The sequence below is a fragment of the Pseudoalteromonas sp. 20-MNA-CIBAN-0454 genome (genome assembly GCF_040308685.1).
Lineage (GTDB): Bacteria > Pseudomonadota > Gammaproteobacteria > Enterobacterales > Alteromonadaceae > Pseudoalteromonas > Pseudoalteromonas nigrifaciens.
This window is the reverse complement of sequence record NZ_JBEOOB010000017.1, coordinates 22,107-35,007: the sequence shown is the minus strand read 5'-3', so window position 1 is coordinate 35,007 and position 12,901 is coordinate 22,107. Positions and strand designations below refer to the sequence as shown.

16 protein-coding genes are annotated in these 12,901 nt (G+C 41.3%); 8 read left to right on the top strand and 8 right to left on the bottom strand.

The window, feature by feature from the left end:
* Positions 1-125 precede the first annotated feature (125 nt).
* Positions 126-509, top strand: coding sequence for an MAPEG family protein (locus tag AAEZ22_RS09995; protein ID WP_352297129.1), 384 nt, complete (start codon positions 126-128; stop codon positions 507-509).
* 36 nt (positions 510-545) lie between these two features.
* On the opposite strand, the gene AAEZ22_RS09990 is transcribed toward AAEZ22_RS09995, so the two are convergent.
* Positions 546-1,235 (bottom strand): pseudouridine synthase, encoded by a 690-nt coding sequence (locus AAEZ22_RS09990; RefSeq protein ID WP_011326812.1) that lies wholly within the window; start codon positions 1,233-1,235, stop codon positions 546-548.
* A gap of 179 nt (positions 1,236-1,414) precedes the next feature.
* On the opposite strand from AAEZ22_RS09990, the gene AAEZ22_RS09985 reads away from it, so the two are divergent.
* A complete protein-coding gene (locus tag AAEZ22_RS09985) occupies positions 1,415-1,843 on the top strand; it encodes a GNAT family N-acetyltransferase (protein ID WP_089367548.1) in 429 nt (142 codons plus the stop codon).
* Here the strand turns inward: AAEZ22_RS09985 and AAEZ22_RS09980 are convergent.
* From AAEZ22_RS09980 to lptM, 7 genes are all read right to left on the bottom strand, one after another.
* Entirely contained in the window at positions 1,840-2,196 is a 357-nt protein-coding gene (locus AAEZ22_RS09980) for a HopJ type III effector protein (protein WP_011326815.1), read from the bottom strand. The genes AAEZ22_RS09985 and AAEZ22_RS09980 overlap by 4 nt on opposite strands.
* 79 nt (positions 2,197-2,275) lie before the next feature.
* Positions 2,276-2,980: an HAD-IA family hydrolase gene (locus AAEZ22_RS09975; RefSeq protein WP_350551275.1), complete on the bottom strand. Its 705-nt coding sequence runs from the start codon at positions 2,978-2,980 to the stop codon at positions 2,276-2,278.
* An 11-nt stretch (positions 2,981-2,991) separates the two neighbouring features.
* Positions 2,992-3,939 carry a tyrosine recombinase XerC gene (locus AAEZ22_RS09970; RefSeq protein ID WP_011326817.1) on the bottom strand — a complete coding sequence of 316 codons (948 nt, stop codon included), beginning with the start codon at positions 3,937-3,939 and terminating at the stop codon, positions 2,992-2,994.
* The gene (locus tag AAEZ22_RS09965) at positions 3,936-4,547 is read right to left on the bottom strand and encodes a DUF484 family protein (protein ID WP_179807254.1); all 612 of its coding nucleotides are present in this window, start codon (positions 4,545-4,547) and stop codon (positions 3,936-3,938) included. The genes AAEZ22_RS09970 and AAEZ22_RS09965 overlap by 4 nt, the downstream gene beginning before the upstream one ends.
* Positions 4,544-5,374, bottom strand: coding sequence for a diaminopimelate epimerase (gene dapF / locus AAEZ22_RS09960; RefSeq protein WP_011326819.1), 831 nt, complete (start codon positions 5,372-5,374; stop codon positions 4,544-4,546). The genes AAEZ22_RS09965 and dapF overlap by 4 nt, the downstream gene beginning before the upstream one ends.
* A gap of 63 nt (positions 5,375-5,437) precedes the next feature.
* Positions 5,438-6,691 carry a diaminopimelate decarboxylase gene (gene lysA / locus AAEZ22_RS09955; protein ID WP_011326820.1) on the bottom strand — a complete coding sequence of 418 codons (1,254 nt, stop codon included), beginning with the start codon at positions 6,689-6,691 and terminating at the stop codon, positions 5,438-5,440.
* Complete coding sequence (gene lptM / locus AAEZ22_RS09950) at positions 6,692-6,886, bottom strand: LPS translocon maturation chaperone LptM (RefSeq protein ID WP_352297123.1); 195 nt, start codon at positions 6,884-6,886, stop codon at positions 6,692-6,694. It lies immediately after the preceding gene.
* A 147-nt stretch (positions 6,887-7,033) separates the two neighbouring features.
* Here lptM and cyaY point away from each other — a divergent pair, with 147 nt between their 5' ends.
* Genes cyaY through AAEZ22_RS09920 form a run of 6 tightly spaced genes read left to right on the top strand, consistent with a single transcriptional unit; the run spans position 7,034 to position 12,866 of the window.
* Complete coding sequence (gene cyaY, locus AAEZ22_RS09945; protein ID WP_011326822.1) at positions 7,034-7,357, top strand: iron donor protein CyaY; 324 nt, start codon at positions 7,034-7,036, stop codon at positions 7,355-7,357.
* On the top strand, positions 7,354-8,010 hold the full coding sequence (locus AAEZ22_RS09940) for an alpha/beta hydrolase (RefSeq protein ID WP_041454309.1): 657 nt from the start codon (positions 7,354-7,356) through the stop codon (positions 8,008-8,010). Before cyaY ends, AAEZ22_RS09940 begins: the two co-directional genes overlap by 4 nt.
* 22 nt (positions 8,011-8,032) lie before the next feature.
* Positions 8,033-8,938, top strand: a complete 906-nt coding sequence (locus tag AAEZ22_RS09935; RefSeq protein WP_352297121.1) for a DUF2914 domain-containing protein — start codon at positions 8,033-8,035, stop codon at positions 8,936-8,938.
* A 36-nt stretch (positions 8,939-8,974) separates the two neighbouring features.
* Complete coding sequence (gene hemC / locus AAEZ22_RS09930; protein WP_011326825.1) at positions 8,975-9,913, top strand: hydroxymethylbilane synthase; 939 nt, start codon at positions 8,975-8,977, stop codon at positions 9,911-9,913.
* A complete protein-coding gene (locus AAEZ22_RS09925; RefSeq protein ID WP_306287655.1) occupies positions 9,913-11,763 on the top strand; it encodes a uroporphyrinogen-III C-methyltransferase in 1,851 nt (616 codons plus the stop codon). The genes hemC and AAEZ22_RS09925 overlap by 1 nt, the downstream gene beginning before the upstream one ends.
* Positions 11,760-12,866, top strand: coding sequence for a heme biosynthesis HemY N-terminal domain-containing protein (locus AAEZ22_RS09920; protein WP_339684903.1), 1,107 nt, complete (start codon positions 11,760-11,762; stop codon positions 12,864-12,866). The genes AAEZ22_RS09925 and AAEZ22_RS09920 overlap by 4 nt, the downstream gene beginning before the upstream one ends.
* Positions 12,867-12,901: the final 35 nt, after the last annotated feature.

Here is a 12,901-nt window from a genome sequence, read left to right as displayed (position 1 = left end):
TTAACTGCCGTAAATTAGTTTATAGTTGGCTTGATGTTACTGTTTAGCCGTCAGGTGCTTATCTGGCGGCTTTTTTATAGTGGGTGTGTTATTTTAAATAATTAACAATAACAAAGAACCGTACTATGACTATTTTAATCGCTTGTGCTTTATTGGCCGTTGTAATGCCTTATTTAGCAAGAATACCCGCAGTAATCGAACTTAATAAATTGGGCGGCTACGACAACAAGCATCCGCGCCAACAACAAACTCAATTAACCGGTTTAGGAGCGCGCGCTTTAGCTGCACACCAAAACTGTTTTGAGTCGTTAGCAGTATTTGCCGTTGCACTTGCGGTGGTATTAGGCACTAATAATGTTAATGCGGTAACCGAAACCTTGGCGATGAGCCACATTGTAGCGCGTGTTTTATTTTGTGCTTTTTACCACCTTAACCTAGATATAATGCGCTCAATTATGTGGTTTGTTGGTATAAGTACAGCTATTGCAATGATTGCAGTGAGCTTTTAAATTTATTTTAAAACCCCAAAGCGTTTTAAAAGGCGCTTACTTTATAATATCGCTTTTATTAATTGCAATATATTGCCCTTGGGCAAGGTTTAGCGTTTGCAGGGTTAGCTCGCTAATTTGCTCGCGATACAAGTCAATTACCTTGTAACCACAATAGTGTGCCATTTTTCTAATTTGCCTATTAAGCCCTTGCTTTAAAATAATACTAAATTGTTTGTCTGCTATTTTTTCAACGCTACAGGGCAAGGTTATTTGCTTATCTACCGGTACACCTGCGGCCATTTTTGTACAAAACTCGGCATCAATGCTTTTATTAACGCTAACTAAGTAACGTTTTGGCTGGTGGAAGTCGGGATGAATTAGTTGGTTACACAACTCACCATCGTTGGTTAATATAAGCAAGCCACGGGAGTCTTTATCAAGACGGCCAATAGGGTAAACCCGCGTAATAGTAGGCAGGTGGTGATAAAGGCTAGCAGGGTCATTCTGATCAAGCTTGCAGTCAATACCTACAGGCTTATGATAAGCAAAATAAATTAACTCAGCAGTGCCTTTAATAATTTGCCCGTTAACTGTTATTTGGTCTTGCTCATCAACATGGTCAATATGATTAGCCGGGCGGTTATTTACTATCACTGCACCTTCGTCAATTAAGCGTGAGGCTTGTTTACGCGAGCAAACACCAGCATGGGCAATGTATTTAGCGAGTCGAATTTTGGTGCTCATAAATGGTTGCTGTTAGTCATTGGCAAAAGTGTGCAGCAGATTATAGCAAAGCTGCCAAGTAAACATTACTGAAGGTGGGTAAATAGCTATAAATTTAGTGTTAGGCGCTACAGAATATGCATTTTTATAAGCAGCTGTTGGTTTAATAATTTTTAATTTTATAAATATTAGAGGCGTTAATGTATCAATTATATGCAAATAATGACGATTGCTTAAATCAGGCGCTTCGTCAAAAAATAGTGGCGTTTAATAGCGCGCATTTTGATGCTGAGCGTATGTCTATTGGTTATCAGTTTTTAGACGCACAAGAGGAATTGGTCGCTGGGATTAGTGGCTGTGTATTTGGCAATTGGTTGCAGATAAATTGGCTTTGGTGCAGCGAGTTAGTACGTGGCAATGGCTTGGCGACTAAGTTATTAGTCGCACTTGAAGCGGCTGCAGTTGAGCTTGGGGCAACGAGGGGGCAGCTCGATACGCTTGATTTTCAAGCCAAGCCTTTTTATGAAAAGCACGGTTACCAAGTTAAGTATCAACTTAATAATTATCCGCGCACGGGTACTCGCTATTTTATGGAAAAATCGCTTATTAAACCCTTGCAGGGTGATTAAATAGCTTTAAGTGGCTCGCCTGTAAAGGTTACGCCTAAAAACGGGGTCACTTCAGGAGCAAGCATAAAGGTGCGAATATTCATATGATCGCTACCTTTGGGGTTGTTAAGCACATCTTGATGATAAAACTGACCAAAGCAATCGAGCGTATTTTGTTTACTAAGTTGGTTTAGTTTTGCAAAAGCGAAAATTTTGCAAGAACCATTGTTCTCGCTCGCAGCACTAAGTAAACCATGATTATTAAATGCGCAAGGGGTGAAGCGGTAATGTGTATCGATAATTGCCATAGTGTCGGTAAATTCGATGCTTTTTGGCTCATTTGCCAATTTTTCTAGGTAGTCACTTAGAGTCACTTTCTGTCCTTAGGATTATTTTTATACTTAACTCTAACCTATCTGTTTACTGATTTATATTAAACTAGTACACGTGCACTTAAATTAAGTGTGATAAGGCATTAATGTTAGTTATTTCAATATCGGCAAGGCCTTTGTAAGTATAGTTGGCAGCTTGGTTATTTAACCATACAGATTGGCAGCCGGCATTATTAGCGCCTTGCACGTCGCTATCTAGGCTGTCACCAATGTGTAAAATAGCTTTGTGTGGCACCTGTAAATGTGTAGCTGCTTGATCAAACAAGTTATTGTGCGGTTTAGCTTTACCGTGTAAACCCGCTTGCAGTACCAAGTTAAATTTATTATTTAAATTAAACTGGCTCACATCGGCATTGCCGTTGGTTATGGCTATAAGGGTAAAGCGAGTAGCGAGCTTATCGAGTAAGTTCAGTACGTCATCGGTCACGGTTATATTACTGCGAGCTTGAGCAAATACCTTGTACGCAGCACTTGCAAAGTGTTTTGCGTCGTTGGCATTAAAGCCTTGCTTAGCAAGAAGTAAGCCCAGTGTTTGCAAACGCCACTGCGTTACATCTTCAATTAATTTTGGCTGCTGTTGCAGTGCACAATCACGACAATGCAGCCATTGCTGCAAGCCCTGATGTTGATAACCCGGCAGGGTATTTAAATAATCAGTTTGCGCTTGTACGGCGGCTTTTATAATTGGGCGATTGTCGTAAAGGGTATCGTCTAGGTCGAAGCTTAATACCGACACAGGTGCAATGGCACGATTAAAGCGGATCATATTATGGTTTCCTAATCAGTTCGCTTTTTTGCCCTTGGGTGCGTGTTGTCGTACACCTTGGCTAAATGCTGAAAATCTAAATGAGTATACACTTGAGTGGCCGACAAACTACTGTGCCCGAGCAGTTCTTGTACCGCGCGTAAATCGCCAGATGACTCTAAAATATGCGAAGCAAACGAGTGGCGCAATTTGTGCGGATGCACTTGCGAGCTAATGCCTTGCTTGATGCCCCATTCTTGCATTCTTAAACGTACTTGGCGTACCGAAATGCGATTTTTTTTGCTACTTAAAAACACCGCCACTTCGTCAGGGTTTGCAAATTGAGGGCGTATTATGAGCCATTTTTTTAGCGCGTTTAACGCTTTACTGCCTACCGGAATTAAGCGTTCTTTATTGCCTTTACCGCGTACTAATATTTCACCATTTGCGGCGCTTATATCTTGTAGGTTAGCACCAACTAATTCGCTAATACGTAAACCTGATGAGTACATAAGCTCCATCATGGCTTTATCTCTAATGGCCAGAGGTTCGTCGTCGGGTATTTCGAGCAAGCGTGCCATTTGATCTACATCGAGATTTTTAGGTAAAGGCTTAGCAAACTTAGGCCCTTTTATGCCTACCGCTGGGTTATGGTAATGCGCTTGTTTAGCAATATTTTTGGCTTTTAAGAATTTATATAAACTGCGAATACAACTGAGCTTTAAACTAATAGTGCGGCCACTTAATTGTTTTGAGCGCAGTGCCATGCTGTAACGGCGAATATGCTCACCCTGTACACTAAACCAGTCGTCGCAGAGCTTACTAAAGTAAAGCGCTGCAAAGCCAAGTTGGCTGACATATTGGTTAACAGTGTGCGCTGAGTATTGCCTTTCAAACTTTAAATAGTCGCTAAATAAAGTAATAGGCGTGCGCCAGTTATCGCTTAAGTCGCTGATATTTGGCGCAGGGTTGTCACTCATGCAAGTTCCAGCAACCTTGACTGCAGAGCGACTACAAAGTCTAGTACAAAAAGGGTGTCTTGTGCGGGCTCAAAGTGGTTGGCGTTGTTGCTGGCAAAAGCCAAAATAGCAATTGGCTTGTTAATATCACCAATTAAATAAATAGCCGTTGATTGCGCCGTATCGCTAAATAACAAATCTCGTTCTTGCTGATTAATACGCCCTAAATAGTGCCCTGAATTACTCAGGCGATGCTCAACAAGTTGAGCATATTTAGTGTCGTACTTTACTAACCGACAGTCGCTAATATCTGGATTGCTACAAATAATATCTTGTAAGTTACTGGCAAGCGCATCGAAGTCGTTATTACTGCAAAGCTGTTGATGGCATAGGCTAAATAAGCGATACACTTGCTCATTTTGTGCAGCGTATTTGCTCATGCTGGCAATTTGATTTTTTAACAACGTATTGTGCTCGCGCAATTGCCGCTGCTGAATATGCACCAAAGATGTTGCACCTTGGGCTTGTTGTTGCAGCTCAAGCTGAGCAAGTAGCTCAGGGTGCTGAATTAAAAAATCAGGGTGGAGTTGTAAATAATCTACCACTTGCTGCGCGTTTAGCTCACTCATAGTGCCACTTGTCCATCAAACACATGCTCTGCTGGGCCGGTCATACGTACTGGGTGGCCTTCACCGTTCCAGCGAATTTGTAAACTGCCACCGGGTAAGTCTACTTGTACTGTGCTGATTAATTTATTTTGAATAAACCCAATAACCATTGCTGCACAAGCGCCTGTACCACATGCTAATGTTTCGTTTACACCGCGCTCCCACACTCGTAATTTAATATGCTCTTTGGAAATAACTTGCATAAAACCAATATTAGCTCGCTGCGGAAAACGCTCATGGTTTTCAAGTAACGGACCCAAAATATCAACTTGTGCGGTAGTAATATCGTCAACTTCTAATACACAATGTGGGTTACCCATAGAAACCGCGCCACTAAAAACAGTATGCTCTTCGGTACGAATAATATAGGTCAGTTCGCGCTTGGTTGCTTTGAGTGGGATTTTACTTGGCTCAAAATTAGGATGGCCCATATTTACAGTTACTTGGCCGTCTTTTTCTATGTATAGGGTTAAATTACCCGACTTAGTAGACACAGTGATTTTGTGTTTATTGGTAAGGCCTTTCATACGTACAAAGCGGGCAAAGCAACGTGCGCCATTGCCGCATTGCTCTACTTCGGTGCCATCGGCATTAAAAATACGGTAATGAAAATCGAGATCAGGGGAGTATGGTGCTTCAACCATTAGCAGTTGGTCAAAGCCAATGCCAAAATGGCGATCGGCCAGTTTTATTATTTGATCTCGCGACAAAAAAACGTTTTGTGTAATATTATCAATCACAACAAAGTCGTTGCCTAAGCCGTGCATTTTGGAAAAATTAACTAACATAGCGCTCTAATTCGGTTTTGCTCTGCGCTAATCATGCCACAGAGCAGGGACTTACAAAAACGTTTAAGGTAAAATTTTCTCACCTTGATACAGGCTCTCTATGGTTTCGCGTTCGCGAATAAGATGATGTTGACTGCCATCTACCATTATTTCTGCAACACGCGGACGAGAGTTATAATTTGAACTCATAGTAAAGCCATAAGCACCGGCACTTCTTTGTACCAGTAAGTCGCCTTGTTTAAGTGCTAACTCGCGGTCTTTACCTAAAAAGTCACCAGTTTCGCAAACAGGGCCAACAATATCAAAGTTATGAGTAGGGGTTTCGTCGTCGCGTACCGATACCGGAATGATTTTTTGCCATGCTTGATAAAGCGCTGGGCGCAGCATGTCGTTCATGCCTGCATCAACAATAGCAAAGTACTTATCTTGGTTTTGTTTAATAAATTCAACTTGAGTAACTAAAACTCCTGCGTTAGCAGCAATGGCGCGACCGGGTTCAAATATAAGCTCAAGGTGGCGATAATTAACTAGGCGCTCAGTAACTTGCGCTGCATATTCGCTAGGGTGCGGAGGTTGCTCGTCATTATAAGTTACCCCTAAACCACCGCCTATATCTAAATGGGTAAGCTCGATGTTACACGCTTTTAATTCATCTATTAGCGTTAGTAGCTTATCAAGTGCTTCAAGAAAAGGTCTGGTTTCGGTGAGTTGCGAGCCAATGTGGCAATCAACGCCAATAATGTTTAATCCAGGCAGTGAAGCGGCATGCTGATACACGCTCACAGCTGTTTGGATATCTATACCAAACTTGTTTTCTTTTAAGCCGGTAGAAATATACGGATGCGTTTTTGCATCTATATCGGGGTTAACGCGAATAGAAATAGGCGCTGCTAAATTTAGCTCACAGGCCACTTCTGAAATACGTTCTAGCTCCGAGACCGACTCAACATTAAAGCATTTAATTCCGAGCTTTAATGCATAGGCTATTTCGTCTGCTGTTTTAGCCACACCCGAAAACACCACTTTGGAGGCGTCGCCACCGGCTTTAATTACTCGCGCCAGTTCACCCTTAGATACAATGTCGAAGCCCGACCCTAAACGCGCTAATATATTGAGTACCGCAATATTAGAGTTGGCTTTAACGGCGTAGCACACCAGGGATTTATGATTTTTAGTAGCATTAGCAAAGGCTAAATAATGGCGCTCAAAGGTGGCTCGCGAATAAACGTAGCATGGCGTACCATATTGCTGAGCAATACTTGCAATGCTTACGTCTTCAGCAAATAATTGATTGTTTTTATAATTAAAAAAATCCATTTATTGCTCCTGCTTTGTAGGTGTATTAGTTTGCTCAGTTTGAGTTGCTGGATTAGCTACGTCTTGAGGTTTATTTTGTTCTGCTTTTTGCTCTGGCAAATAGAGCGGACCGCTTTGACCACAGCCAGCTAATGCGCTTAGCAGTACAGTGCTTATTAATAGTTGCTTAAATTGTGAAGTATGTATCGCTTTCATTAGATTAATAGTGTTGCTGGCTTTATAATCGCAGAGTAACAGAATATCTAAAAAATGCAGCTATTCGCGGATGATTTTATTCCTGTTACACTAGCTGTACAAAAACGCACCCACTATTAGGCGGCTCGCCTGCAAAGGAAATTAACCATGACTGATCATGAATATCACCAATTAGCCGAAGCACTTATGTTCACAATTGAAGAACAAGTTGATGATTGTGAAGCAGATTTAGATTATGAGTCGGCACAAGGTATTTTAGAACTAATTTTTCCTGACAACAGTAAAATTGTGATTAACAAGCAAGCACCTTTACACCAAGTATGGGTTGCGACTAAGTTTAACGGACATCATTTTGAATTACGTGGTGATAAGTGGATAGATAATCGCTCTGGCGCAGAGTTTTGGCAGTTTATTAACGAGGCATCAACTCGCCAAGCTGGCCAAGACGTTAAATGGCAATCATCGTTATGAGTTTAGAGTTTGTAGAATATCCGGCTCAAGGTGAGCATAAAGCAACCGTTATTTGGTTGCACGGTTTAGGTGATTCGGGGGAAGGTTTTGCACCCGTAGCACCACAGTTACAATTACCAAATGAACTAGGGCTGCGATTTATTTTTCCGCACGCGCCTGTGCAACCGGTCACCATAAATGGTGGCATGGAAATGCGTTCTTGGTATGATATTAAATCAATAGAATTAGATAAACGTGCCGATGAGCAAGGTGTAAGAGATTCTGCCGCTAAAGTAGAGCAACTTATTAACCAAGAAATAGCCAATGGTATTGCTGCTGATAAAATTATTTTAGCGGGTTTTTCCCAAGGTGGCGTTGTAGCTTTGCATTTAGCCCCACGTTTTGAGCAAAAGCTGGCGGGTGTAATGGCGCTTTCAACCTATATGTGTGTACCAGAAAAGCTGGCAGATGAAGCACTACACACAGATTTAAATATTTTTATGGCGCATGGCAGTCAAGATAATGTAGTACCGCCTAGTGCAGGTAAAAGTGCGTTCGAAGTATTAACAGCACTTAGCATGGATGTAAGCTGGCAAGAGTACCCTATGGCTCACCAGGTTTGCGCAGAAGAACTGCAAGCTATTCGCCATTGGTTAATTGCTCGCTTAAGCTAATAATGGAGCCGCTGAGGTTAAAATGAGTCAAAAAATAGTTATTAAAGCAAATGTTAAACGCGAACCACAAGAAAGTGTAACTACACTAACCTACGAGTGGAATTGGCGTCGTATTGTGAGTATTTCTATGCTGCTACTCATGACCTCTGCTGCCGTTATATATGGCTTAACCAGTGCCGTTAGTGCCGAGCAGGACGAACACCCCAATGAGCCAGAGGATAGAGTGTTGGCGCAAAGTAACGATATAAGCCAGCGTGCTGTTACTTCATTACAAACAACGCAAGTAGAGCTAAATACCTCGGCAACAGTTGCGTCACAAAACAGTGAAAGTGAGTTGTTAGTTGCGCCTATTAATTTAGTTGCAGAGCAAAAAGTAGCAGAGCCTGATAAAGTAGCAGCGGCAGAGTTACCCGTAATCCCGCAAGCTGAGATTAAAAACAACTCACCAGAGCTGGTTAATATTGAGCAAGTACCTACTACCGATTTATTAGTTGATACAGATGTTGCCGCTATTAGTGATACTGCACTCTCTAGCACGCAGGGCTTTGCCCCTTTAGCGCAGCTAGCGAGTGTGGCACTTGGCGCGCAAATAGATACCGATAAAATAAGCCGAGCAGTGCTTACACGTAAAGTAAGCAAGCGAGAGCCGGTAAATGTATTTGCTGCAGATATTCGTTTAAGTCAATTTGACGAGACGTTATCGTTTTTTAGTGAGCTAAAAAACTTACAAGGCCAACAGGTAAAGCATGTATGGTTTTTTGAGGATGATATTGTGGCTGAAATTGAGTTAGATATAACATCCTCTCGTTATCGTACGTATTCGACCAAGAATATAATGGACTCGCAAATAGGCCAATGGCGGGTTGATGTAATTGATGAGCAAGGCCAATTAATTGCTCAAAAAGAATTTAGAATATTAGCTGATTGAGCCAGCTAAATTGCAATTATTAAGTGAGTATTTTTTATGACCCAAACAACAAATATAGTGCGTATTGCTACTCGTAAAAGTGCATTGGCACTTTGGCAAGCTGAATTTGTAAAGGCGCAACTAGAGCATTATCACCCAGGTATTTTAGTAGAATTAGTGCCTATGTCGACCCAAGGCGATATTATTTTAGATACCCCTTTAGCTAAAATTGGTGGTAAAGGTTTATTTGTTAAAGAGCTTGAACAAGCCATGCTAGAAGGGTTGGCCGATATGGCCGTGCACTCGATGAAAGATATGCCTGTAGAGTTTCCAGAAGGGTTAACACTACACACTATTTGTGAGCGCGAAGATCCACGTGATGCTTTTGTATCAAATAACTTTGCCAATATTGACGAGCTGCCACAAGGTGCAATTGTGGGCACTTCAAGCTTACGTCGTCAGTGTCAAATACGCGCATCACGTCCAGATCTAAAAATTCATGACCTTCGCGGTAACGTAAATACACGCTTAGCAAAATTAGATTCAGGCCAATACGACGCAATTATTTTAGCAGCAGCAGGCTTGATCCGTTTAGAAATGAAAGACCGCATTCGTGCTTATATTGAGCCAGAAGTGTCATTGCCTGCCAATGGACAAGGTGCTGTAGGTATTGAGTGTCGTACTGATGACGAAGCAATAAAAGCATTACTTGCTCCACTGGAGCACAGCGAAACACGTATTCGGGTAAATGCCGAGCGCGCAATGAACCGCCATTTAGAAGGTGGGTGTCAGGTGCCAATTGGTGCTTATGCGCTAGTTAACGGCGATCAAGTGCACTTACGTGGTTTAGTAGGCGCAATAGATGGTAGCGAAATTTTACGTGATGAAGTTAGCGGCCACGTTAATGACGCAGAAAAACTAGGGGTTGAGCTGGCTAAAATGTTATTGGCTCAAGGTGCAGACAGAATATTAGCTGAAGTATATAGAGACGCGTAATGTTAAATATCTTGATAACTCGTCCCCAAGGAAAAGGCGCAGCCCTTGCACAACAACTTGAGCAAGCGGGTTATCAAGCGTCTTTATTTCCCGTATTAAAAATAGAGTATTTAACCCCCGATAGTATTGAGCTCAGCCCATTAACTAATGCCGATAAAATTATTTTTGTGTCGCAAGATGCGGTTTTGGCGCTGAGTGAATTAAAGCCAGATATTAATATAAAAGCGCAATTTTATGGGGTTGGCCAACAAACAGCCGACACTATTTATGAGGTGTTTGGCGTGCGAGCGGCTGTTCCTAAACAGCACGACTCAGAGGGGTTATTAGCGCTTAAATCGCTTGCCGATGTTGATAGCTGTAATATTGTATTGGTTAAAGGAATAGGTGGGCGTCCTGATATAGCTAAAACACTAAAGCAGCGTGGTGCCTTTTTAAATAACTGCGTAGTGTATCAGCGTACTCCCATAGACCCTGAGCCTAACAACTGGATAGACCACTGGCAAAGCCAGAATGTACACGGTATAGTCATAACAAGTAATGCGGCGGTTGATGCTATTTTTAAAAACCTTGCTGCACCCCAAAGACAATGGTTACAACAGTGCCGATTTTATGTAGCTAGTGAGCGTATAGGCGCTTATTTACAGCAGCATCAGGTAAGTTCGGCTAATATACATATTGCAGCAGGAGCTAGCGATAACGCTATGTTTACCTGCATTAATCAGCAAGGTAGCAAAATGAGCGAACAGTCAGTACCGTCAACGGTAGATAAAGCAGCGCAAAAAACGACTAATGCAACAGCCAACAATGGCAAAGCTACGGCTAAAAGCGAAACGCTTAAAGCAACTGATAAGTCTGGCAACACTAAGCAACGGGTAAGTAAAGTTGGGAGCTTAGCACTTATTATTTCATTAATTGTTGCCTCTGGAGTTGGCTTTGAGTTTTATCAAAAGCTCAACGCGAGCAAGACGCAAAGCTTAGCTGTTAATCAGTTAAATGAGCAAAATAAATTACTACAACAAGAGCTGCAAGCACTTAAGTTAGCTCAAGCTAATTTGCAACAGACACTATTAACGTCTGAGCAAAAAGTAACAGCTGCAATGCGCGAAAGTACTACAAAAAACCAGCAAGAACTAAAGGCTGCCTTACAACAAGCGCAGCAGCAAGGCTCGTCTTTAAATCCACAAGAAGTTACCAGCTTGCAACGCATGGCTGAGTTTAAGTTGTGGGCCGAAAACGACTATCAAGGAACTAGCGCTGTATTAAAACGTTTAGATGCTTTACTTAGCGATCACCCCGGTACTATTACAGTGCGCCAAGCCATTACACAAGATATACAAACCTTAGATGCCATAAAACCAATTGCCGTTGAAGCTATTTATTTACAGCTTAGTAGTGTGCTGAAAAATATTGATGAATTGGTATTTAATGCGGTGAACCTGCCTGAAGAAGTAGCAAAAATTGATGACAAGGTATTAAGTGAAGATCTTAGCGATTGGCAGCAAAACTTAAAAAATAGTTGGGATCAATTTTTAGATGGTTTTATTACTATTCGTCATCGTGAAGGCGTTGCTATAGAGCCATTATTAAGTGAACAACAGCGACACCTGGTAAATCAAAGAGTTAAGCTTTATATAACGCAAGCGCAAGATGCATTATTGAGCAAGCACGCCAGTGTTTACTTTGCAGCACTAAGCGAAGCAAAACGTTTAGTGGCTGAATACTTTAAACAAGATGATGATGTTACAAAAATGGTTTTAAAGTCGCTGTCTAATCTAGAAAAAGAGCAGCTAAACTTTAACCCTAAAGTAAACTTACAAAGCACGCAGCAAGTTAAGGAGTGGGCAAAATGATAGGGTTGATCATTTTAATTATTGCACTTGTTGTGGTGTTAGCAGCAGCCCCTTTTTTATTGGACGAAAAAGGCTATGTACTAATTTCGTTTAACAACACCACAATTGAAGGCACAATTGTTTCGTTTGCCGTGCTAACAATCGCAGTATTAGTCGTTAGTTATTTAACCTATAAACTCGTGCGTTATTTATTCTCTATTTATCGCAATACTAAGCATAGTTTTTTTGCTCGTAGCCAAGGGCGCAAGCAAGCTGCAATTGAGCAGGCGCTATGGAGTGTAATTAATGACGACTATGCACAAATAGAGCAGGCGCTATCTAGCAAGGTACCCGATCAGTATCAAGATATACGTTTAGCACTGCTTGCTAAGGCAGCACTAGCTAATAATCAAACCGACAAAGCCCTTGAGTACTTATTTGATATAAACCCAGAGCAGCAACTAAAAGTAGCAAAACTATGGCTAGCTAGTGGTAATAGTAGTGCTATAGAGTCGCAACTACGGGTTATTGCAGAATCGAAAAAAGCGACAGCACTTGAGCTAAAAATTTACACCGAAGTGCTAGTGCAGCAACAACATTTTAGTGCTTTAGAAGCATTTTTACCGCGTCTTTTACGCAAAAAAGTACTAACAAATGAGCAATGGCATCGCGTTTTTAATGCCTATTTTGCCTCATTTCCTGTTGATGAAGTAACAGCTAAATATAAGCAGTTACCTAAAAAGCTACATAGCTACGCCTACAGCGCTTATTTAACGCAAATGGCTGCTGCAGGGCAGTTAAGCGTAATTGAAAATGACTTAATAAAAATGGTTAAGCATGAAGAACAACATGCACAATTAGCTAACATATTAAGTAAAGCAACAACGGCAAATGCCCGTAAATTACAAACGAGTATTCAAGATCGACTTAAAAAAGATGAGCAAAATAACTCATTACTGCTCGCTTTGGCTTGTCTTGCTAATGCGCAAGGTGATTACGACCTAGCGGCAAAGGTGTTTGATAAAGCACTAAATAATGAAAATAAAAAACAATATATGCAGCAAGCAAAGTTAAGTTATGAAAAAAGTGCACAACTAGATAAAGCATTGGTACTTTATAAATAATGAGTTACATTTAATAAACACCATTTAATATTGCA

Coding starts and splice junctions, on each gene's coding strand:
- AAEZ22_RS09925 (WP_306287655.1), top strand. CDS start 9,913: ATGTTAAATATCTTGATAACTCGTCCCCAAGGAAAAGGCGCAGCCCTT.
- AAEZ22_RS09965 (WP_179807254.1), bottom strand. CDS start 4,547: ATGAGTGAGCTAAACGCGCAGCAAGTGGTAGATTATTTACAACTCCAC.
- AAEZ22_RS09940 (WP_041454309.1), top strand. CDS start 7,354: ATGAGTTTAGAGTTTGTAGAATATCCGGCTCAAGGTGAGCATAAAGCA.
- AAEZ22_RS09975 (WP_350551275.1), bottom strand. CDS start 2,980: ATGATCCGCTTTAATCGTGCCATTGCACCTGTGTCGGTATTAAGCTTC.
- lptM (WP_352297123.1), bottom strand. CDS start 6,886: ATGAAAGCGATACATACTTCACAATTTAAGCAACTATTAATAAGCACT.
- AAEZ22_RS09970 (WP_011326817.1), bottom strand. CDS start 3,939: ATGAGTGACAACCCTGCGCCAAATATCAGCGACTTAAGCGATAACTGG.
- AAEZ22_RS09920 (WP_339684903.1), top strand. CDS start 11,760: ATGATAGGGTTGATCATTTTAATTATTGCACTTGTTGTGGTGTTAGCA.
- AAEZ22_RS09995 (WP_352297129.1), top strand. CDS start 126: ATGACTATTTTAATCGCTTGTGCTTTATTGGCCGTTGTAATGCCTTAT.
- dapF (WP_011326819.1), bottom strand. CDS start 5,374: ATGTTAGTTAATTTTTCCAAAATGCACGGCTTAGGCAACGACTTTGTT.
- AAEZ22_RS09935 (WP_352297121.1), top strand. CDS start 8,033: ATGAGTCAAAAAATAGTTATTAAAGCAAATGTTAAACGCGAACCACAA.
- AAEZ22_RS09985 (WP_089367548.1), top strand. CDS start 1,415: ATGTATCAATTATATGCAAATAATGACGATTGCTTAAATCAGGCGCTT.
- hemC (WP_011326825.1), top strand. CDS start 8,975: ATGACCCAAACAACAAATATAGTGCGTATTGCTACTCGTAAAAGTGCA.
- cyaY (WP_011326822.1), top strand. CDS start 7,034: ATGACTGATCATGAATATCACCAATTAGCCGAAGCACTTATGTTCACA.
- AAEZ22_RS09990 (WP_011326812.1), bottom strand. CDS start 1,235: ATGAGCACCAAAATTCGACTCGCTAAATACATTGCCCATGCTGGTGTT.
- lysA (WP_011326820.1), bottom strand. CDS start 6,691: ATGGATTTTTTTAATTATAAAAACAATCAATTATTTGCTGAAGACGTA.